Source organism: Jannaschia marina, assembly GCF_013404595.1.
Classification (GTDB): domain Bacteria; phylum Pseudomonadota; class Alphaproteobacteria; order Rhodobacterales; family Rhodobacteraceae; genus Jannaschia; species Jannaschia marina.
The window spans coordinates 77,010-98,376 of record NZ_JABVAX010000009.1 but is presented as its reverse complement, the minus strand read 5'-3'; the positions used below and the strand labels follow the sequence as shown (position 1 = coordinate 98,376).

The window sequence follows — 21,367 nt, the reverse complement described above, 5'->3', positions numbered from 1 at the left end:
AAACCACCTGTCCGCCCGTCGGTCAGTAGCGATAGTGCTCCGGCTTGAACGGCCCCTCGACGGTCACGCCGATGTAATCCGCCTGCTCTTTCTTGAGCTCGGTCAGCTTGACGCCGATCCGGCCGAGGTGCAGCCGCGCGACCTTCTCGTCGAGGTGCTTCGGCAGGATGTAGACACCGGGCTTGTACTCCTCACCCTTCGTCCAGAGCTCGATCTGCGCCAGCACCTGATTAGTGAAGCTCGCCGACATTACGAAAGAGGGATGCCCCGTCGCGTTGCCAAGGTTGAGGAGCCGCCCCTCGGACAGCAGGATGATCCGGTTGCCCGAGGGCATTTCGATCATGTCGACCTGCTCCTTGACGCTCGTCCACTTGTGGTTCTTCAGGCTCGCGACCTGGATCTCGTTGTCGAAGTGGCCGATGTTGCCGACGATCGCCATGTCCTTCATCGCGCGCATGTGCTCGATGCGGATGACGTCCTTGTTGCCGGTTGTGGTGATGAAGATGTCGGCGCTGTCGACGACATCCTCCAGTACGACCACCTCGAAGCCGTCCATGGCCGCCTGCAGCGCGCAGATCGGATCGACCTCGGTCACCTTCACGCGCGCGCCTGCCCCGGCGAGCGAGGCGGCGGAGCCTTTGCCGACGTCGCCGTAGCCGCAGACGACGGCGACCTTGCCCGCCATCATCACATCGGTCGCGCGGCGGATGCCGTCGACGAGGCTCTCCTTGCAGCCGTACTTGTTGTCGAACTTCGACTTCGTGACCGAGTCGTTCACGTTGATCGCCGGGAACGGCAGCATGTCCTTGCGGAAGAGGTCATAGAGGCGATGCACGCCGGTCGTCGTCTCCTCCGAGACGCCCTTGATCGCGTCGCGGGTCCTGGTGAACCAACCGGGCGAGGCCTCCATGCGCTTCTTGATCTGCGCGTGGATCACCTCTTCCTCCTCGGAGGTTGGCACGCCCAGGTCGTCGCCCGCCTCGGCCCGCGCCCCGAGCAGCACGTAGAGCGTCGCATCGCCCCCGTCGTCGAGGATCATGTTCGCGCCCTCCGGGAACTGGAAGGACTTGTCGAGATAGTCCCAATGTTCCTCCAGCGTCTGACCCTTGACCGCAAAGACCGGCGTTCCGCCCTCGGCAATTGCCGCGGCGGCATGATCCTGCGTCGAGAAGATGTTGCAGGACGCCCAGCGCACGTCGGCCCCCAGCGCGTTCAGCGTCTCGATCAGGACGGCGGTCTGGATCGTCATGTGCAGCGAGCCGACGATGCGCGCGCCCTTCAGGGGTTTCGTGTCTCCGTATTCCTCCCGCAGGGCCATCAGGCCCGGCATCTCGGTTTCGGCGATGTCGAGCTCGCGGCGGCCATAGGCGGCCAGGCTGATATCCTTGACGGCGTAGTCGGTCATCTCTCGCGCTCCTGCGAATTGGGGTGAAGCGGACCTAGCAGCCGCACTCCGCGCGCACAACAACGGGAGAGAACACGCAGCCGCGACAGATTATTCGGTAAATAAACTCAAATAAATATCACCGCTCCAACGCACCCGGACTGGTATCGTACTGGAACAGTTTCGCATTTCGGGAGGACTATGATGCGCACCCTTATCCTGACCACTAGCCTCGCTCTGATGACCTCGCCCGCCTTCGCCGGATGGGCGCTCGACGGCGACAAATCCACCATGGGTTTCGTGACGATCAAGAACGGCGAGACCAGCGAGGCGCACAGCTTTTCCGGGCTCTCCGGCAGCGTGGCCGACGACGGCACCGCGGAGGTCTCCATTCCGCTCGCCTCCGTCGAGACCTTCATCGACATCCGCAACGAGCGGATGCGCGAATTTCTCTTCAAGGTCGCCGACTTTCCCGCCGCGACCGTGAGCGCGGCGATCGACATGGCCGCCTACGAGGATCTGGCAATCGGCGACCGGACGACGACGGAGATCGACGTCACCGTGGCGACGAACGGGACGGAGGCCGACTACTTCGGAGACATCTCCGTCACCCGGATCTCCGACACGATGGTCGAGGTCGCGACCACCCGCCCCTTCATCGCGGATGCGCGGGATTTCGACTACGAGGACGGCGTCGCGAAGCTTCGGGAACTCGCGAGCCTCGACTCGATTGCGCCCTCGGTGCCCGTCACCTTCAATCTGATCTTCACGAAATAGGCGGCACGGATACGAAGCCCACCGGGCGTGTCAGGAGCGCACGCCCGACATCTGCGGCAGGAGGTCTCCGGGTGTCCAGTCCGTCCCCGCCGCCATGATGCAGGACACGCCCTGCGCGTCGGTCATCAGGATCGTCCAGTTCCCGTCGGCCTCCGACACCCAGACCTCGAAGACCGTCTCCGCACTCTGCAGTCCACCGCCCGAGAAGGCCTCGCCGTAGTGCCCACTCAACCGTTCGACCACCATGTCGCGCGGCGCGCAATTGGCCTGGGTCTGGGCCAGGGCCGGCGCAGCAAGAAGCGTGGTCAGGAGGGCGAGAGGGAGCATCGGGCGCATATGGGGCAATCTCCGTTCGGCGACGGGACGGTCCCGCCGATGGGGATTGAACGCGCCCGCACAGGAATTGGTTGCATTGCCCGTCCCACCCGGTAGGACCGGAAGTCATGCCGCGCACCACCCCGCCTCCCCGCGCCTGGCAACGGATGCTCTCCGGTCGCCGCCTCGATCTGCTCGATCCGACGCCGATGGACATCGAGATCGAGGACATCGCCCACGGCCTTGCCTTCGTGGCCCGCTGGAACGGCCAGACCCGGGGCGACTGGCCCTACTCGGTGGCGGAGCACTCGCTTCTCGTGGTCGACATTCTCGCCCGGCTCGACCCGAGGGCCGGGCCCTCCTCTCTTCTGGCCGCGCTCCTGCACGATGCGCCCGAATACGTGATCGGTGACATGATCTCGCCCGTGAAAGCGGCCGTCGGCGCGGCCTATGGCGCGCTCGACGACAGGCTGCAGGCCGCGATCAATCTGCGCTTTGGCCTCGCCGCCGAGACACCCGCCGCGCTCAAGAAGCAGATCAAGCGGGCCGACCGCCTCTCCGCTTGGCTCGAAGCCACGCAGATCGCCGGCTTCGCACCCGCGGAGGCAGACCGCTTCTTCGGCAAGCCGCGCCCGGGCCTGCTCGATGGTTTCACGGTCACCCTGCGGCCGCCCGCCGACGTGCGCGCCGATTTTCTCGCCCGCCACGCCGCGCTCCTGCGGGCCTGTGACGGCGGGTGACCGCGCGTCGCCGCCCCTCCGGATGACCCCGGTCCATATCCGCCGCGCCGGCCCGCTCGATGCCGCTCCGCTGACCCGCCTGCTCGACGGCTTCGCTCAACCTGAGTTCCGCCCCGGCCCCGCGCTCGGGCCCGACGAGATCCGCGCGTGGATGGCCGCGCCGGCGATTTGGACGCTGGCCGACCGCGCGGGTGAGGTCGTCGGCCTGCAATGGGTGGAGCCGCACGCCGAGCATCCGCCGCAGGTCTGCGAAATCGCGACTTTCCTCGCACCAACTCCGGACGACATGGCGATCGGCACGCGCCTCTTCGAAGCGACGCGCATGGCGGCGCGCAAACTGGGCTTCACCCACATCCGCACGCGCATCCGCGCCACCAACGCGGGCGCGCTCATCTACTACCAGTCGCGGGGGTTCGAGCGGCTGACCCCGCGTGACGATCCGGCCTCGGGCCGCCCCCCTGTCCGCAACGTGGAAATGACCTACCGTCTGTGACGACAATCGACGGGGTGCCCATGCAGATCCTCTTGCTCTATGCCGCGACGCTGATCGTCTTCGCCGTACTCGACGCGATCATGCTGTCGAACGTGATGAAGCCGCTCTTCGAGAAACATCTCGGAGACCTCCTGCGCAGCCCGATCAACTTCGGGCCGGCGGCAGTCTTCTATCTCTTCTACATCGGCGGGATCCTCTACCTCGTCTCGCTCCCCGCGCTCCGCGACGGCAGCCTGCTCTCGGCGGCCATCGGGGGCGCTGTGCTCGGCGCGGTCGCCTACGGCACCTACGAGTTCACGAGCATGTCGATCATGCGCGGCTGGAGCTGGCAGATGGTGGCGCTCGACACGACATGGGGCGCGATCCTGACCAGCGTGTCGGCGACCGCCGGCGTCTGGGCGGTACGGACCTTCGGCTAGGTGCAGCCGCGACCCGCGCGGCCCTGTGCCCCTTCCCAGCCGACGAAGGTGCCGCGTTCGAAGACGAGGGTAAGCCCCGTGCGCGTCTCCATCCCCTGACGCCCGCTCGGGCAGGCGACGGCGCGCGGTGACGTGCCCTCCACCCGGGCCACGCTCTCCAGCGCGCCGGTCTGATCGCGACCGAAGCCGATCTCGCGCCCGCCCGACCCCTCGACCAGAAGGCCACCGGGGGCCGGCACGAGCGACAGGCCGGACAGGCCCGACGGAGCCGAGGCCGACACCGTCTGGCAGCCCGCAAGAACGAGCCCCGCGAAGACGGCGAGCGTCGCTCTCACCGCGGCGACCGTTTCGCGAGGATCCGCTGCAGCGTGCGACGATGCATGTTGAGCCGCCGGGCCGTCTCCGAGACGTTGCGGTCGCAGAGCTCGTAGACGCGCTGGATATGCTCCCAGCGGACACGGTCGGCGGACATCGGATTCTCCGGCGGCGGCGGCAGGTCGTCGCCCTTCGTCAGGAGCGCATTGGTGATGTCGTTCGCGTCCGCCGGCTTCGAAAGGTAGTCCGTCGCGCCGATCTTCACCGCTGCCACCGCCGTGGCGATCGCGCCATAGCCGGTCAGCACGACGATCCGCGCGTCCGGTCGCTTCTCCCGCAAGCGCTCGACGACGTCGAGACCATTGCCGTCCTCCAGCCGTAGATCCACCACCGCATAGGCCGAGGGGCGCGCGGTGGCCTTGGCGATCCCCTCGGCGACGGATTGCGCCGCTTCCACCTCGAAGCCACGCTTCGCCATCGCCCGTTCCAGCCGGCGCAGGAACGGTTCGTCGTCATCCACGAGCAGCAGCGTTGGATCGGGGCCGAGATCCGGTGCGTCGTCACTCATAATGCGTCTCCAAGAACCCTTGTCTCAGGGGAGATATGGGGCATTCTCGGACCGGTCAAACGCCGAGAGAGCCGCCAAGCCCATGACAACCGGCACAACCGATACGCTGCTTCCGCCCGAAAGCGGTGTCCCGCAGGTGCGTCTCAGCACACTCGTCAACCTGCGCTGGCTGGCGATTCTGGGGCAGTCCACGACCGTCCTCTTCGCAAGCCTCTTCCTCGATCTGCAATTCGAGCTGGGCCTCTGCGCAATGGTCATCGGCACCGGCGCGGTCGCCAACCTGATGATCGAGGCGTTCCGACCCGGCAACGCCCGCCTGTCGGAACGCTCGTCGATGACCTTCCTGCTCTTCGACCTGGTCCAGCTGACCGCGCTCCTGTTTCTGACGGGGGGTCTGAACAACCCCTTCGCGCTCCTTTACCTCGCGCCGGTCACGATCTCGGCGACGGCGCTGTCGCTGCGGGCGACCATGACGCTCGGGGCCATCGCCATCGCGCTCATCACCATGCTCGCCGGCTATCACCTGCCGCTGCGGCTGTCCGACGGGCAGATCCTGGCGCTGCCGCAGTTGCAACTCGTGGGGTTCTGGATCGCGCTCCTGATCGGGATGATCTTCCTCGCCGGCTTCGCCTTCCGCCTGACGCTCGAGACCGAGCGGATGTCGAACGCGCTCCTGGCCACCCAGACGGCGCTCGCGCGGGAGCAGAAGCTGCACGATCTGGGCGGCGTCGTCGCCGCGACCGCCCACGAGCTCGGCACGCCGCTGGCGACGATCAAGCTGGTCTCGGGCGAACTCGCCGACGAACTCGCCGGGAGTCCGGACCTGCGCGCCGACGCGGAGCTGATCCGCTCGCAGGCCGACCGTTGCCGCGACATCCTGCGCTCCATGGGACGCGCGGGCAAATCCGACCGGCAGACGCACAGCGCCCCGATGGAGGAGCTTCTGCGCGAGGCGGCGGACCCCCACGCCGATCGCGGCATCGAGATCCACTTCAGCTGGGACGCGCTCGACGGGGCCTCGGCGCGGATGCCCGCGATGGAACGCCGGCCCGAGACCATCCACGGTCTGCGCAACCTGATCCAGAACGCGGTGGACTTCGCAGAGGCCGAGGTCTGGATCGACGGACGGTGGTCGCAGGAGAGCCTGGTGCTGCGCATCATCGACGACGGCCCGGGCTACCCGCCCGAGGTACTCAACCGTCTGGGCGATCCCTTCCTGCGCAGCCGCCGGCGAAAGGGGTACATGGGCATGGGGCTCGGTCTCTTCATCGCGAAGACGCTCCTGGAGCGGACGGGGGCGACCCTCTCCTTCGCCAACGGAGCCCTGCCGGGTCGCACGCGGCCGCGGCACCGCAGCGGCGCCATCGCCGAGGCGGCCTGGCCGCGGCACACGATCGAGAGCGATCCGAAAGGCGGGCTCGGCGAGAACACGCAGATCCTGAGCTGACACGGGATCGCCCGGGAACCACCGTTTTCCGTTAACCCGCCGTTAACATTAGGCGACGCATGGTCAGGGCTTCCGAAGGAGAGGTCGCCCGATGCTCGACATCGCAGAGATTGTCGTTCCCGTGCTCGCGGGGTTCTTCATCGCGCTGTCCGCCCTCCTTGGCCTTCTGTGGTTCAACCAGCGCACGGGCCGGCTACGGCCCGTGGCCGACGCGGACATCCTCGGCGTCCCGCGCCGCTTCCGGTTCCGCAACGGGTATCTCATCGACCATTCGGACAACGTGGGTTTCTTCGTCCCCGAACCGGTCGACCGCCTCTCGGCCTGGGACGAACTGCTCGAGGCGCTGACCGACATCATTCCCGTGGCCGCCAACGCGATGCGCGCCCTCGACGAGACGGGTCAGCCGTTCCAGATCGACGGCACCTTCGCCGACGACACCCTTCACGTGATCGGACACCGCGACGGCCGCGACGTACAGATCAGCATCGCCACCTCGCGCCGGGCACAGGATGTGCTGCGTATCGACCGCGTCAGCCTCGACGCGATCAAGGCAGAGCAGGCCGCGCTCACCCACGCGACCGACACCAGTCCCGCGCTCAGCTGGGCGGTCGACGACCTCGGCCGCGTGGTCTGGGCCAATGCCGCCTATCGCGCGCTCGTGGCCCGATGCCGCGGCGAGGATGCGGCTCAGGGCTGGCCCCAACCGTCGCTCTTTCCCGACGGCGAGGGCGCGCGCGTGGGCCGGCATCGTCGCAAGTGCCGGGATCTGGCGGGCACGGAGCTGTGGTTCGACGTGACACTGGCCCCCCGCGACGACGACGGCCTCGGCCGCCGCCACGCGCTTGCGCTCGACGGGGTGATCGAGGCCGAGGAGTCCCTGCGCAGCTTCATCCAGACGCTGACGCGCAGCTTCGCCTATGTGCCGGTCGGCCTCGCCGTTTTCGACCGGGACGGCCAACTCGTCCTCTTCAACCCCGCGCTCATGGACATGACGGGCCTCGATGGCGCATGGCTCTCGCGCAAGCCCCGGCTGCCGGACGTGCTCGACGCGCTCCGCGACCGGCAGAAGATCCCCGAACCGCGCGACTACAAGACCTGGCGCGACAGCCTGTCGGCCGGTCCGGACAGCACCGCCGTCGGACCGCACGTGGAAACGTGGACACTGGCGAGCGGCGCAAGCTACCGCATGACCGCCCGACCGCAGGACAACGGGGCCACGACGCTTCTGCTGGAGGACATCAGCGCGGGCATCCTCGCCAGCCGCCAACAAAGACAGGACCGCGACCTCTTCCTGTCGCTCCTCGACGAGGCCGGGGAGGGCGTGGTCGCCTTCGACGCGGCGGGCACCAGGGTCGTCGACAACCTTGCCGGACGTCAGGCCTGGTCCGATGCCGGAGCGCCGGTGGCTTTACCCGATACGCTCGACGGGTGCCTCGCCTTCTGGCGGACGCTCTGCCGCCCCTCGCCGCTCTGGGGGGAAATACGCGATCTGCGACACGGCCCGCTCGACGGGCGCACCGCCTGGGCGGAAGAGCTGCGCCTGCTCGACGGGCGGCGCACCCACGTCCGCGTCCTGCCGCAGCCCGACGGGCGCATCGCGCTCACCTTCCGCGTCGCGAGCGGGGAGGCCGCCACCGAGGACGCGCCCGCGACGGTGCTCTCGGCCTGAGCGAAGGCCCTTGCCCGCCTCGGGCGGCCCGGTCTAACTGACGGCCCATGGCCGCCGATACCCTGACCCTCGTCCTGCCCGATCCCGCTGCGACGGATGCCTTCGCCCGGGCCCTGGCCCCCGCACTCGGCGCGGGCGACACGCTCCTGCTGCACGGCCCGGTCGGGGCCGGCAAGACGGCCTTCGCTCGCGCGCTCGTCACGGCGCTGCGCACGCGCGCCGGCCTGCCGCCCGAGGACGTGCCCTCGCCCACCTTCACGCTGGTGCAGACCTACGACGCCGGGGCCTTCGAGGTCTGGCACGCGGACCTCTACCGGCTCTCCGGTCCCGACGGCGTGCTCGAACTCGGCCTCGACGCGGCCATGGGCGACGCGCTCTGCCTGATCGAATGGCCCGACCGTCTCGGTGCCGACCGGCCTGCGAGCGCGATCGACCTGACCTTCGCCTATCCGCCCGACGGAGCCGATGGCCGCATCCTGACGCTCGCCGGCCCCGCGGCCGCACTCGACCGACTGCGCCCGGCGTTCATGGAAATCGCGACATGAACGGGGCACGGGCAACGGCGCTCGACGCCTTCCTGGCAACAGCGGGCTGGGGCGATGCGATGCGACTGCCGCTCAAGCAGGACGCCTCGCTCCGCCGCTACGAGCGCCTGACGCGCGGTACCGAGACCGCCATCGTCATGGACGCACCCCCCGAGATGGGCGAGGACACGCGCCCCTTCATCGCCATCGCCGACTGGCTCACCGCCCGGGGCTTCTCCGCGCCCCGCATCCTCGCCCGCGACCCCGAGGCCGGCTTTCTGCTTCTGGAAGATCTCGGCGACGACCTCCTCGCCACCCATGCCACGGCGATCCCGGCGGACGAGCCGGCGCTCTATGCCGCTTCCGCCGAACTTCTCGCGGCGCTGCACCGCGAGGCCCCGCCCGACGTGCCGAGCTATCCGGCGCAGATGGCCGCGCTGACCACGACGGTCTTCGACTGGTACGCGCCCGCGCACCGCGACCGGAAGCCCGACCTGCAGGCCGCGATGCAGGCCGCGATCGACGCCACGCTCACCGGGCCGCCCGTGATCGTGCATCGGGACTACCACGCGGAGAACCTGCTCTGGCTGCCCGAGCGCGCCGGCGTCGCACGGATCGGTCTGCTCGACTTCCAGGATGCGATGACAGGGCCGGCGGAGTACGATCTCGCCTCGCTGATCCACGATCCGCGCCGCCCGGTCACGCCCGCTGCCGTCACCGCAGCGACCGAGGCCTATCTCGCCGCCACGGCCACAGACCCGGAGACGCTGCACGCACGGCTCGCCGTCTGTTCCGTGCAACGCAGCCTGCGCATCATCGGGCGCGTCTTCACGCGGCTCTGTCTGCATTCGGGGCGGACCTCCTACCTGCGATTCATCCCGCCCACGTGGGTGGCCCTCGAACGGGAGCTGCAACATCCCGCCCTGGCCGACGTCCGCGCCGTCCTCAACGGCCTGTTGCCGGTGCCCGACGCGGGCTGGCTCGCCGCGACCGAGGCGCGGGCCGGACGCTTCGCCGGGCGCGAGCACGCGGGGCGGGAATGATCGCCTGCATGGTCTTCGCCGCGGGTCGCGGCACCCGGATGCGCCCTCTCACCGATGACCGGCCGAAGGCGATGGTGGAGGTCGCGGGTCGCCCGCTCATCGACCACGCGCTCGAACAAGTGGCCGGGCCCGGCCCGACGGTCGTCAACACGCATCATTTCGCCGAGCAGCTCGAACGCCACCTCGCGGGAACCGATGTGACGGTCCTGCGCGAGACGCCGACGCTTCTCGAAACCGGCGGTGGCCTGCGCAACGCGCTACCGCATCTGGGCGACGGGCCGGTCCTGACGATGAACGGCGATGCCTGCTGGACGGGGCCTCGCGCGCGCGACACGCTCGAAGCGGCGTGGCAGCCGGAGCGCATGGACGGTCTCCTCCTTCTGGTGCCGCAACCGCAGGGGGCGATCCAGGCCGGCGTGCGCTTCGCGCTCGATGCCGAAGGGCGGCTGCGGGTGGCACCGGACGGCTATGTGAACACCGGCGCGGGCATCGTGAAACCCGACGGCCTGCGCGACGATCCGCGTGAGGTCTTCTCCCTCCGCGACCTCTGGTTCGACATGATGGACCGTGGCCGTCTCTTCGGCGTCGTCCACACGGGCGGCTGGGCCGATGTCGGCACGCCGGGAGGGATCGCAGAGGCCGAAGCCATGCTGCAGGCCGAGGGGTGATCCGGGGTCTTCACGCCGAGCCGCTGGGCGTCGACTTCTCGTCGAGCTTCGCCGCCGGGCTGCGCGCGCGTCTCGCCGGTATGCCGCCCGAATCCATGGCGCGCGTGACGCTCCTCGTCAACACCACGCGCATGGCCCGGCGGATCGAGGCCGCGCTCGCCGCCGACGGCGCGACGCTCCTGCCGCGCATCGGCCTCGTCACCGACATCGCGCCGCTCCTGCCGCCCGGTGACATGCCCACGGCCGAGGTCTCGCCCCTCGCCCTGCGCCTGAAGCTGACGCGCCTCGTGGCGGAGCTCCTGACCCACAGCCCCGACCTCGCCCCGGCAAGCGCCGCCTTCGACCTCGCCTCGAGCCTCGCAACGCTCCTCGCCGAGATCGAAGAGGAGGCGATGGACCCGGAGCGATTGGAAACCATCGACACCGGGCACCTGTCGGAGCACTGGCAGCGCACGCTGACCTTCCTGCGCATCGCCACCGGCTGGGCCGCGGCCGATGGGCGGATGACACCCGCCGGCGCGCAGGCGCTCGGTCTCGCCCGGCTCATCGCGCACTGGCAGGCGAGCCCCCCGCAAGACCCGGTCATCATCGCGGGCTCCACCGCGTCCCGCGCGCCGACGCGCGCCCTGATCGCCGCGACGCTCGCCCTGCCGCAGGGGGCCGTCGTCCTGCCGGGCGTCGACCGCGATATGCCGGATGCGGCCTGGGACGCGCTGACCGAGGGTGACGGCCATCAGGATCATCCGCAGTACCGCCACGCCGCCCTGATGCGGGACCTGGGGCAATCGCGGCCCAACGTGCCCCGCTGGGGCGATCACGCGCCCGCCGTGCCCGCCCGCAACGCGCTTCTGTCGCTCGCGCTGCGCCCCGCTCCGGTGACCGATGCCTGGCGAACCGAAGGGCCGACGCTCACCGACGTCGACACGGCCTGCTCCGGCGTCACGCTCCTCGCCGCGCCGTCCCCGGGGGCCGAGGCCGCCGCCATCGCCACCGGCCTCCGTGCCGCCCTGTCCGAGGGCCGGACCGCCGCGCTCATCACGCCCGACCGAACGCTCTCCCGTCAGGTCGCCGCGCAGCTCGATCGCTGGGCCGTCATCCCTGACGATTCCGCGGGCAAACCCCTCAACCAGAGTGCGGTCGGTCGCCTTCTGCTGCTGACAGCCGAGATGCGGGGCCGGCCGGTCGAAGCGGAGGCCCTGGCGATCCTGCTCAAGCACCCGCTCACCCATTCCGGCGACGCGCGGATGGAGCACCTGAAGCGCGCCCGCGCCCTCGAGACCGGGCTCTTGCGCGACGGGCCCTGCCCCTTCCCCGACCGCGCCGCCGTCGCCCGGTGGCACGCCGACGGCGATGCGCCGCCCGATGCCTGGACCGGCTGGCTCTCCGATCTTCTCGACGCGCTGCCCACGGCCCCCGCGGACGCGCCGCTTGCCGCGCATCTCGACGACCACATTGCCCTGGTCGAGCAGGTCGCAAGGGGCGGCGGCACCGATACCGGCAAGCTCTGGTCGGACGAGGCCGGACGCCGGGCGCGCGCGGTCCTCGACGGGCTGGCGGCGGCCGCGGAGGAGCGCGGCGAGACGACGATCGGCGCGGGCGACTACGCCCGGATGCTCGGCACGCTCCTGCAGGGAGAGGAAGTGCGCGACCCCTACTCGCCGCATCCCAGCGTGATGATCTGGGGTGCGTTGGAGGCGCGGGTGCGCACCGCCGACCTCGTGATCCTCGGGGGGCTGACCGATGACGTCTGGCCGGGCCAGCCCACCCCCGACCCCTGGCTCAACCGTCAGATGCGCCGCGCGCTCGGGCTGCGGCTGCCCGACCGCTCGATCGGGCTCTCGGCGCACGATTTCCAGCAGGCCGCCGCCGGACGCGAGATCTGGCTGTCGCACGCGACGCGTACCGCGGAGGCCGAGACGGTGCCCTCTCGCTGGCTCAACCGGCTGACGAACCTTCTCGGCGGGATCGGTCCGGCGGGCGAGAGGGCCCTTCACGATATGAAGGCGCGGGGCCAGCACTGGCTCGACCTCGCCAAGACGCTCGATGCGCCCCCCGCAGCCATCGAGCGCGCCCCGCGTCCCGCGCCGCGCCTTCCGCCGACCGTGCGCCTCGACCGGCTGTCGGTCACCGGCGTCGAGATGCTGATCCGTGACCCCTATGCCGTCTACGCCCGCCAGATCCTGGGGCTGGAGCCCCTGAACCCGCTGCGGCAGGGCCCGGATGCGCGGGTGCGCGGCTCCGCTCTCCACGACGCGATGGAGCAGTTCGCGCGCGCCATACCCGGCGACCTGCCCGAGGATGCCGACGCCCGCCTGCGCGCCGCTCTCGAGGAGACGCTGGCGGCCGAGGCCCCCTGGCCCGGGGCGCGGCGGCTCTGGCTCGGCAAGTTCGAGCGCGTCCTGCCCGCGTTCCTCGAGGCCGAGGCGGCGCGCCGCGACGCCGGCCGGCCGGGTACCGTGGAGACGAAAGGCCGCCTCGATTTCGAACAGCCGCCCTTCACCCTGACCGCCCGCGCCGACCGGATCGACGACCGGGGCACAGGCGTCGCGATCTTCGATTACAAGACCGGCACGCCGCCCACCGAGAAGGCCCAGCTCTACTTCGCCAAGCAACTGCTGCTGACGGCGGTCATGGTCGAGGCCGGGGCCTTCCCGGATGTGGCCCAGCGACAGGTCGACCACGTCGCCTACATCCAGGTCGGCGCGCAGACGAAGGAGGTCGCGCCCAAGGGCTTCGGTCTCGACCTCGTCGCGCGGACGCGGTCGGACCTGCTCGCCCTGATCGAACGCTATCAGGCCGGCGCGCCCTTCATCGCCCGCCTCGCACCCGATTTCCTGACCTTCGCCAGCCCCTACGATCAGCTCTCGCGCTTCGGAGAATGGGACGACACGACCCCCGCGACCCCGATCCGCCTGGGGGACGCATGAGCGAGTTCCGACCCGACGCCGCCACCCGCGCACAGATCGACGCGGCCGACCCCCGCGGCTCGGTCTGGCTCGCTGCGAACGCCGGGTCGGGCAAGACGCGGGTGCTCACCGACCGTGTCGCCTGGCTCCTCCTCGAAGGGACGGAGCCGGAGCGTATCCTCTGCCTCACCTACACCAAGGCCGCGGCGGGCGAGATGCAGAACCGGCTGTTCCGCCGTCTGGGCGAATGGTCGATGCTCCCGGATGCGGACCTGCGGGATCAGATCACCCGCCTCGGGGCCGCGCGCGGCACGATCGACCCCGATAAGCTGCGCCGCGCACGCACGCTCTTCGCCCGCGCGATCGAGACGCCCGGCGGCCTCAAGATCCAGACGATCCACGCCTTCTGTGCGGCGCTCCTGCGGCGCTTCCCGCTCGAAGCGGGCGTGTCGCCCAACTTCTCCGAGATGGACGAGACCGCCGCCGCCCGTCTCCACGCCGAGGTCTTCGACGAGATGGCGGCCGACCCGATGCATCGCGCGGCCGTGGATGGCATCGCCCGTTACATGAGCGACGGGGAACCGTCGGGCTTCCTCGCCGCGGTCGCGAGCCATTCGGACGCCTTCGCCGCCGCACGCACGCGCGATGACCTGCGCGCCGCACTCGGGATCGCAGACCAGACGCCCGAAGCGGTGCGCGCCGAGATCCCGGGGCCGGCGGACATCGACCTGCTCGAAGCGGTGCGCGACGGGACGAAGGGCCTCGGCGGCACGACGATGACCAAGCTCCACGCCGATCTGTCACAGGTGATCCTCGCCGCGCAGGAGGATCGCTTCGACCTGCTGACGCCGGTGATGCTGACGCAGGCGATGGCTCCGCGTTCGATCCGCTGGACGAAGGACGCGAAGGAGACCTTCCCCGAGGATGTCTTCGAGGACTGGGCCGCGCTCGCCGCCCGTCTCTCGGACGCCCATGCCCGGATCAACGCCTTCGACGCGCTCGATCAGACCGCCGCGCTCCATGCCTTCGCGCCGGCTTTCGTCGCCGAGGTCGAGGCCCGCAAACGGGCGCGCGGCTGGCTCACCTTCGACGATCAGATCGACGGCGCGCGCCGGCTCCTCTCGACGTCGCCGATGGCGCAATGGGTGCTTTTCAAGCTCGACGGCGGCATCGACCACATCCTCGTCGACGAGGCGCAGGACACGTCGCCCGCGCAATGGGCCGTCATCACCCGCCTCGCCGCCGAGTTCGGTGCCGGTGCCGGCGCGCGACTCGACGTGCGGCGCACGCTCTTCGTGGTCGGCGACCGCAAGCAGTCGATCTACGCGTTCCAGGGCGCGGACCTCGATGCCTTCGAGCGGATGCGCACGACCTTCGCCGAGATGCTGGGCGCGGGCGGGCCGGAGCTGCGCGACCACGCCCTGCGCCACTCCTTCCGGTCCTCCCCGGTCATCCTCGACCTCGTGGACGCGGTTTTCGAGGCGGGCGGCGGCGTGGGCGAGGCTCCAGAGCACATCGCCTTCCACGCCGACATGCCCGGCCGCGTCGACCTCTGGCCGCCGATCGTGCAGGAGACGGCCGACCTGTCGGACCGGCAGTGGTACGACCCGATCGACCGACCGGCGGCGAACGACGCCAATGTCGAACTCGCCCGCCACGTCGCGCGGCAGATCCGCGAACTGATCGACAGCGGCACGCCCATCGGGCGGGGCGGCGCGCGGCGGCCGGTGCGGGCGGGCGACATCCTGATCCTGTTACAGCGGCGCAAGGCGCTGTTTCACCACATCGTCCGCGAGTGCAAGGCGCTCGACCTCGACCTTGCCGGCGCCGACCGTCTTGCGCTCCTCGACGACATGGCGGTGCGCGACCTGATCGCCTTGCTGACCTGGGCCGCGACGCCGGGCGACGATCTTTCGCTCGCCACCGTACTGCGTTCCCCGCTCGCGTCGGTGAGCGAGGACGACCTCTTCGCCTTGGCGCACGGGCGGGGCAAGCGGCCGCTCTGGGACGTGCTGCGCGACGACGGGCGCGACCCGGAAGCGACCGCGATTCTCGCCGACGTGCTGCGCATCGCCGACATCCTGCGGCCCTACGAAGTGCTGCAACGGATCCTCGTGCGCCACGGCGGGCGGCGGCGGCTCCGCGCGCGGCTCGGGGACGAGGTCGAGGAGGCGATCGACGCGCTACTGGCACAGGCCCTGACCTACGAGCAGCTGGAGACGCCGAGCCTCACCGGCTTCCTCGGCTGGCTCGCCTCGGCGGACGTCGACGTGAAGCGGCAGGCCGGGACGGGCACGATACGGGTGATGTCGGTGCATGGCTCGAAGGGGCTCGAGGCCCCGGTCGTCATCCTGCCCGAGACGATGAAACGCCGCCCGCGGGCCATCACCGGCGTCGAACGCCTGGACGACGGAACCGCGGTCTGGATGCCGAGGGCCGCTGCCCGACCGCCGGCGATCGCGGCACATATCGAAGCCGCGCAGGCGGCGGAAACGGCGGAGCGCGACCGGTTGCTCTACGTGGCGATGACGCGGGCCGAGTCGCTCCTGATCGTGGGGGCAGCCGGCGACGTGGGCGAGGCTCCGGAAGACAGCTGGTACACGCGGATCAGGGCCGCGATGGAGGCGCGTGGAGCCCTTCCACAAACGTTCGAAGCGGGCGAGGGCCTGCGGCTGGAGGCCGGTGACTGGACACCCGTCGCAGGTAAGGCGGACGACAGCACCACTGAGACGCGCGCCCGTCCCGAATGGGTCACCCGACCCGTTTCCGCGCCCGCAAAAGTCGCGAACCGGATCGCGCCGTCGGCGCTGCCGGGAGCGAAGGCGCTGGCAGGCGAGGTCGGGGGCGAGACCGGGGCGGCACTGGCGTGGGGGACCGCGGTGCATGCGTTGCTCGAATATCTGCCCCTGCTACCACGCGCGGATTGGGCGGCGCGCGCGGAGGCGATCGTCGCGGCTGAGACCGATCCGGGGGCGGTCGATACGGCCGCGTGCCTGGCCGAGGCGATGCGCGTCCTCGATGCGCCCGACCTCGCGACGGTCTTCGCCGAGGGCACGCTTGCGGAGGTACCCTTCGCCCTGCCCGGCACGACCGAGCGGCCCGCGATCTTCGGGACGATGGACCGGGTGATCGTGATGGGTGACACGGTGACGGTGATCGACTTCAAGACGAACACGGTGTTGCCCGCGACGCCGGCGGAGGTGCCCGACGGCCTTTTGCGGCAGATGGCGGCATATCGACTGGCCGCGCAGGCAATCTGGCCGGAACACACTGTAAAGATGAGGATTATCTGGACGAAAGGCCCGCTTCTCATGGAGCTTCCGCACGATTTCGTGACGGACCTCGGGCCGGCCATTGACCCGGTGGGGTTGCCTGCATAGCTTCGGGCGACCGCGCAGCGCGCATCCGAAATCCGGGAGACACCCATGGCCACCATCGCCGCAACCGACGCCACCTTCGACGAAGTCGTCAAGCAGTCCGACGTGCCCGTCGTCGTCGATTTCTGGGCCGAATGGTGCGGCCCCTGCAAGCAGATCGGACCCGCGCTCGAAGAGCTTTCGGCCGAGTACGAGGGCAAGGTGAAGATCGTGAAGGTCAATGTCGACGAAAACCCGGCGAGCCCGGCCGCGATGGGTGTGCGGGGCATTCCGGCGCTCTTCATGTTCAAGGGCGGCGAGGCTGTGGACCAGAAGATCGGGGCGGCACCGAAGGCCGCGCTGAAGGACTGGATCGAAGGCGCCGTCTGATCGAATTGGGCGTTTTGTACGAAACTCCCGACCCCGTTTGAACGTTTTGTACGAAAGACCCGGCCGTCCACGGCCGGGTCTTTTCGTGCGTGTCGACGGCTATGGTGCACGAAAAAACCCCCGGGCGCGTGGCCCGGGGGTCTGCTTTGCGCGACCTCGAGGGAGATCAGCCGCGCGAGAACTCGGGATAGGCCTCCATGCCGAGCTCCGATGTGTCGAGGCCGTTGATCTCGGCCTCTTCGGAGACCCGGATGCCACCCAGCATCTTCAGGATCAGCCAGAGCACGAGCGAGGCGATGAAGACGAAGGCACCGATGGCGATGAAGCCGAGGAGCTGCCTCCCGAAGGAAGCACCGTCGGTATAGACCGGCACCACCATCGTCCCCCAGAAGCCCGCGATCAGGTGGACCGGGATCGCGCCGACCACGTCGTCGATCTTCATGCGGTCGAGCGCCGGGACGGCGAAGACCACGATGACGCCGCCGATGGCCCCGATCCAGAGCGAGCCGAAGAGGCTCGGGTCGAGCGGGCCAGCAGTGATCGACACGAGACCGGCCAGCGCACCGTTGAGGACCATGGTGAGGTCGACCTTCTTGTAGAGGATCTGCGTCAGGATCAGCGCGGCGACCGCACCGGCCGCGGCGGCCATATTGGTGTTGGCGAAGATGATCGAGACGTTGTTCGCGCTCGCCTCGGCACCGAGAGCAAGCTCTGAGCCGCCGTTGAAGCCGAACCAGCCCATCCAGAGGATGAACGTGCCGAGCGTGGCCAGCGCCAGGTTGGAGCCGGGCATCGGGACAACGCGCCCGTCCTTGGCGTATTTGCCGATCCGCGGCCCGAGGATGATGGCACCGGCCAGGGCGGCGAAGCCACCGGCGGCGTGCACGAGGGTCGAACCCGCGAAGTCGGAGAAGCCCGCTTCCGAGAGCCAACCGCCACCCCACTGCCACGAGGCTTCGATCGGGTAGATGATGCCGGTGAGCACGATGACGAAGATCAGGAAGGGCCAGAGCTTGATGCGCTCGGCCAGCGTGCCCGAAACGATCGACGCGGTGGTGGCGCAGAACATCAGCTGGAAGAAGAAGTCCGAGGCGACCGAATAGCCGGTGGCGAGATCGGGCTCGACGTTCACCGGGTAGGGCGAGAAGAGCGGCCCGAGATAGCCCTCGATGAGCCAGCCACCGTCACCGGGATACATCAGCTTATAGCCGATCAGCCAGAACATGATCGAGGCGAGCGAGAAGAGCGCGATGTTCTTGGTCAGCTGCGTAGTCACGTTCTTCGACCGCACGAGGCCGGCTTCGAGCATGGCGAAACCCGCGGCCATCCAGAAGACGAGGAAGCCGCCGATCAGGAAGAGAAGCGTGTTGAAGATAAAGGCGTTGTCGACCGCGGCCGGGGCCTCGGCGTCCTGGGCGAAACCCAGGCTCGGCAACGCGACGGCAAGGGCCGTCATCGCGCCGGTCGCGGCAAGAGAAGTGCGGAGTTTCATGTGTTTCTATCCCCTGTGATTCGTTCAGATCGCGTCGTCGTTCAGCTCGCCGGTGCGGACGCGCACGGCCTGCTGGACGTCGAGGACGAAGATCTTGCCGTCGCCGATCTTGTCGGTCTTGGCGGTGGTGGCGATGGTCTCGACGACCTGGTCGGCCATGGCGGCGGGCACCACGATCTCCAGCTTGACCTTGGGCACGAAGTTCACCGCGTATTCGGCTCCGCGGTAGATCTCGGTGTGGCCCGACTGGGAGCCGAAGCCCTTGATCTCGGTCACCATCATGCCGCGCACGCCGAGGGTGGTCAGCGCCTCGCGCACCTCCTCGAGCTTGAATGGCTTGATTGCTGCAATGATGAGTTTCACGTCATTCCCCTTCCGAAGCGGCCCAGAGATGGCCGGACAGGGGCAGATCACGGAGCCGTGCCTTCGCGCGCAACGTGCGGCACGCCCGTCGGACGGCCGGTGACGCCGCTTTGCGCCTTTTTGCGCTTAATTTGGAGGCACTGCCTATAATTTGAGCAAACACGAAATGCTGCAAATGCATCTCAATGCCGGGTTCGGGGTGCACAAGCGACTCGCCGCACCGTATATCTGCCTCTCAAAGCCCACCAAGGGATGAGCAGACATGGCAAGGTCTCCCCGCAAGCCTTTGACCGCCGACAGGCGGCGGACGCCCCCGAAGCGCAAGCCCGCGCCCCGCAAGCGCCGGGCCACCCCCACGCGCAAGGCGAGGCGCGGTCCGCTCAGCTGGCTTCTGTGGCCCGTGAAGGTGCTCCTGCGAGTCTTCTGGGCGCTCAGCTGGCGCGGGGCGGTCGTCGTCGCGCTCATCCTCGCGGCGGCCACGGGCTACAACTACGTCAACCTGCCCGAGATGGCGTCGCTCGCCGACGGGCGCGCGCGCGGCTCGGTCACACTGCAAGACCGGGAGGGCCGCACCTTCGCCTGGCGCGGCGACAACTTCGGCGGGCTCGTCACGCTCGAAGGGGTCTCGCCGCATCTGGCCAACGCCGTCGTCGCCTCCGAGGACAAGCGCTACTACCGCCATCTCGGCGTCAGCCCGCGCGGCATCGTCGGCGCGATGCGCACCAACATCCGCGCCGGGCGCGGCCCCTTCTCGGGCTCCGGCGGCTCGACCATCACGCAGCAGGTCGCGAAGCTGCTTTGCCTCGGACAGGACTGGGATCCGTCGCTCGGCATGACCGAGGCCGAGTTCGAGGCCGACTGCCGCCGCGGCTCGGTCTGGCGGAAGATCAAGGAGATCCCCTATGCTTTCGCGCTGGAGGCGAAGTTCACGAAGGAAGAGATCCTGGCGATCTACCTCAACCGCGCCTACCTCGGCGCGGGCGCGCGGGGCTTCGCGGCGGCGAGCCAGCGCTACTTCGGCAAATCGGTGGCCCGGCTGAACGCGCAGGAGGCGGCGATGCTCTCGGGCCTCCTGCCCGCGCCGAGCTACTACGCGCCGACGAACAATCTGGAGCGCGCGCAGGATCGGGCCGCGACGGTGCTGCGCCTGATGCGCGACCAGGGCTTCCTGACCAGCGCGGAATTCACCCAGGCGGTCGAGAACCCGGCCACGCTCTCGCCGGCCGCGCGGCAGGACACGGGCGGATACTTCGCCGACTGGGTCATGTCGGACGGCCCCGACTTCCTGACCGGAGAGACGACCGAGGACGTGATCGCGCGCACGACGCTCGACCAGCGCATCCAGGGAGCCGCCGAACAAGCCCTCCAGGTCGTCTTCGACACGAAGGTGCGCGAGGGCTCGGAAGCACAGGCGGCCATCGTCGTGATGAGCGCCGACGGTGCCGTGCGCGCCATGGTCGGCGGCCGCAACACCCGCGGCGGCGGGCAATTCAACCGCGCGGTCCAGGCCGTGCGCCAGACCGGGTCGAGCTTCAAGCCCTTCGTCTACGCCGCCGCGCTGGACCTCGGCATCCGCTTCGACGACCGGGTGGTCGACGCGCCCCTGACGATGAACATCCCCGGCTCCGGCACCTGGTCGCCCGAAAACTACACCCGGCAATACTATGGCGAGGTGACGCTGACCGAGTCGCTGGCGCGGTCGCTCAACACCTCGACGGTGCGCCTCTCGGAGCACGTGGGTCGCGACGTCGTGCGCAAGGTGGCGACCGAATTCGGCATCGACAGCGACCTGGCCGACGGCCCGGCGCTCGCCCTTGGCGTCAGCGAATCGACCCTTCTGGAGATGACGGGTGCCTATGCCGGGATCCTGAACGGCGGAACGAGCGTCACGCCCTACGGCCTGACCTCGCTGTCGCTGCGCGGCGACGAGGCCCCGCTCCTCGACCACGAGAGCGGGCTCGGCGAGCGGGTGATCCAGACCGAGGCCGCGCGGCAACTCGTCTACATGATGCACCGCGGAGTCGAGGCCGGCACCGGCACGCGCGCCAAGCTGCCCGACGGCCGCCCGGCCGCGGGCAAGACGGGCACCACGCAGGAGGCGCGCGACGCCTGGTTCATCGGCTTCACCGGAGATTACGTCGCCGGGGTCTGGATGGGCTACGACGACAATTCGCCGCTCACCGGCGTCACCGGCGGCGGATTGCCGGCGGAGATCTGGCGCGAGACGATGGTGCGCGTCCATGACGGGCTGCCGGTCAAGGCGCTGCCGATGATCGACGCCGCGCGCGAAGCCCGACCGGCTCCGCAGCCCGCGCCCCAGCCGCAGACCGTCCAGCGCCAGCCGCAGCGCGAGCCCGATATCGCGGAGCGGATCCTGATGGACGTGCTGGGCGGAATCTTCCGCCGCAACTGAGACGAAACTTCGTGGCCGATGCGAAACTCCGCCGACAGGCGGTTTGTTTGGGGTTTCCCAAGGGTTGCAAGACGCCGGTTCGAGT

19 protein-coding genes are annotated in these 21,367 nt (G+C 69.5%); 13 read left to right on the top strand and 6 right to left on the bottom strand.

The window, feature by feature from the left end:
- Positions 1-22: 22 nt before the first annotated feature.
- Positions 23-1,405, bottom strand: coding sequence for an adenosylhomocysteinase (gene ahcY / locus HSX43_RS14675; protein WP_179380890.1), 1,383 nt, complete (start codon positions 1,403-1,405; stop codon positions 23-25).
- Positions 1,406-1,588: 183 nt separating this feature from the next.
- Between ahcY and HSX43_RS14670 the strand changes: the two genes are divergently transcribed.
- A complete protein-coding gene (locus HSX43_RS14670) occupies positions 1,589-2,161 on the top strand; it encodes a YceI family protein (protein ID WP_179380889.1) in 573 nt (190 codons plus the stop codon).
- Positions 2,162-2,191: 30 nt separating this feature from the next.
- On the opposite strand, the gene HSX43_RS14665 is transcribed toward HSX43_RS14670, so the two are convergent.
- A complete protein-coding gene (locus HSX43_RS14665; RefSeq protein WP_235962671.1) occupies positions 2,192-2,497 on the bottom strand; it encodes a hypothetical protein in 306 nt (101 codons plus the stop codon).
- 107 nt (positions 2,498-2,604) lie between these two features.
- Between HSX43_RS14665 and HSX43_RS14660 the strand changes: the two genes are divergently transcribed.
- Genes HSX43_RS14660 through HSX43_RS14650 form a run of 3 tightly spaced genes read left to right on the top strand, consistent with a single transcriptional unit; the run spans position 2,605 to position 4,128 of the window.
- Positions 2,605-3,216, top strand: a complete 612-nt coding sequence (locus tag HSX43_RS14660; RefSeq protein WP_179380888.1) for an HD domain-containing protein — start codon at positions 2,605-2,607, stop codon at positions 3,214-3,216.
- A 22-nt stretch (positions 3,217-3,238) separates the two neighbouring features.
- Positions 3,239-3,709, top strand: coding sequence for a GNAT family N-acetyltransferase (locus HSX43_RS14655; RefSeq protein WP_179380887.1), 471 nt, complete (start codon positions 3,239-3,241; stop codon positions 3,707-3,709).
- Positions 3,710-3,729: 20 nt separating this feature from the next.
- Entirely contained in the window at positions 3,730-4,128 is a 399-nt protein-coding gene (locus HSX43_RS14650; RefSeq protein ID WP_179380886.1) for a DUF2177 family protein, read from the top strand.
- Here HSX43_RS14650 and HSX43_RS14645 read toward each other — a convergent pair.
- Complete coding sequence (locus HSX43_RS14645; RefSeq protein WP_179380885.1) at positions 4,125-4,463, bottom strand: hypothetical protein; 339 nt, start codon at positions 4,461-4,463, stop codon at positions 4,125-4,127. The two genes, HSX43_RS14650 and HSX43_RS14645, sit on opposite strands and share 4 nt — an antisense overlap.
- Positions 4,460-5,011, bottom strand: a complete 552-nt coding sequence (locus HSX43_RS14640) for an ActR/PrrA/RegA family redox response regulator transcription factor (protein ID WP_179380884.1) — start codon at positions 5,009-5,011, stop codon at positions 4,460-4,462. Before HSX43_RS14640 ends, HSX43_RS14645 begins: the two co-directional genes overlap by 4 nt.
- Positions 5,012-5,093: 82 nt before the next feature.
- On the opposite strand from HSX43_RS14640, the gene regB reads away from it, so the two are divergent.
- The 8 genes from regB (at position 5,094) to trxA (ending at position 17,014) form a co-directional block, all read left to right on the top strand.
- The gene (regB, locus tag HSX43_RS14635; protein WP_179380883.1) at positions 5,094-6,458 is read left to right on the top strand and encodes a sensor histidine kinase RegB; all 1,365 of its coding nucleotides are present in this window, start codon (positions 5,094-5,096) and stop codon (positions 6,456-6,458) included.
- 91 nt (positions 6,459-6,549) lie between these two features.
- On the top strand, positions 6,550-8,127 hold the full coding sequence (locus HSX43_RS14630; protein ID WP_179380882.1) for a PAS domain-containing protein: 1,578 nt from the start codon (positions 6,550-6,552) through the stop codon (positions 8,125-8,127).
- A gap of 47 nt (positions 8,128-8,174) precedes the next feature.
- Positions 8,175-8,672 carry a tRNA (adenosine(37)-N6)-threonylcarbamoyltransferase complex ATPase subunit type 1 TsaE gene (gene tsaE / locus HSX43_RS14625; protein WP_179380881.1) on the top strand — a complete coding sequence of 166 codons (498 nt, stop codon included), beginning with the start codon at positions 8,175-8,177 and terminating at the stop codon, positions 8,670-8,672.
- On the top strand, positions 8,669-9,694 hold the full coding sequence (locus tag HSX43_RS14620; protein ID WP_179380880.1) for an aminoglycoside phosphotransferase family protein: 1,026 nt from the start codon (positions 8,669-8,671) through the stop codon (positions 9,692-9,694). Before tsaE ends, HSX43_RS14620 begins: the two co-directional genes overlap by 4 nt.
- Positions 9,691-10,362 (top strand): nucleotidyltransferase family protein, encoded by a 672-nt coding sequence (locus HSX43_RS14615; protein ID WP_235962670.1) that lies wholly within the window; start codon positions 9,691-9,693, stop codon positions 10,360-10,362. The genes HSX43_RS14620 and HSX43_RS14615 overlap by 4 nt, the downstream gene beginning before the upstream one ends.
- Entirely contained in the window at positions 10,359-13,289 is a 2,931-nt protein-coding gene (gene addB / locus HSX43_RS14610; RefSeq protein WP_179380879.1) for a double-strand break repair protein AddB, read from the top strand. Before HSX43_RS14615 ends, addB begins: the two co-directional genes overlap by 4 nt.
- Positions 13,286-16,648, top strand: a complete 3,363-nt coding sequence (gene addA, locus HSX43_RS14605; RefSeq protein ID WP_179380878.1) for a double-strand break repair helicase AddA — start codon at positions 13,286-13,288, stop codon at positions 16,646-16,648. Before addB ends, addA begins: the two co-directional genes overlap by 4 nt.
- A gap of 45 nt (positions 16,649-16,693) precedes the next feature.
- Positions 16,694-17,014, top strand: coding sequence for a thioredoxin (gene trxA, locus HSX43_RS14600; protein ID WP_179380877.1), 321 nt, complete (start codon positions 16,694-16,696; stop codon positions 17,012-17,014).
- Positions 17,015-17,180: 166 nt separating this feature from the next.
- On the opposite strand, the gene HSX43_RS14595 is transcribed toward trxA, so the two are convergent.
- Together HSX43_RS14595 and HSX43_RS14590 are read right to left on the bottom strand one after the other, a co-directional pair.
- Complete coding sequence (locus HSX43_RS14595; protein ID WP_179380876.1) at positions 17,181-18,506, bottom strand: ammonium transporter; 1,326 nt, start codon at positions 18,504-18,506, stop codon at positions 17,181-17,183.
- A gap of 24 nt (positions 18,507-18,530) precedes the next feature.
- Positions 18,531-18,869 (bottom strand): P-II family nitrogen regulator, encoded by a 339-nt coding sequence (locus HSX43_RS14590; RefSeq protein ID WP_179380875.1) that lies wholly within the window; start codon positions 18,867-18,869, stop codon positions 18,531-18,533.
- 262 nt (positions 18,870-19,131) lie between these two features.
- Between HSX43_RS14590 and HSX43_RS14585 the strand changes: the two genes are divergently transcribed.
- Positions 19,132-21,282 carry a transglycosylase domain-containing protein gene (locus tag HSX43_RS14585; protein WP_179380874.1) on the top strand — a complete coding sequence of 717 codons (2,151 nt, stop codon included), beginning with the start codon at positions 19,132-19,134 and terminating at the stop codon, positions 21,280-21,282.
- The last annotated feature ends 85 nt before the right edge of the window (positions 21,283-21,367 follow it).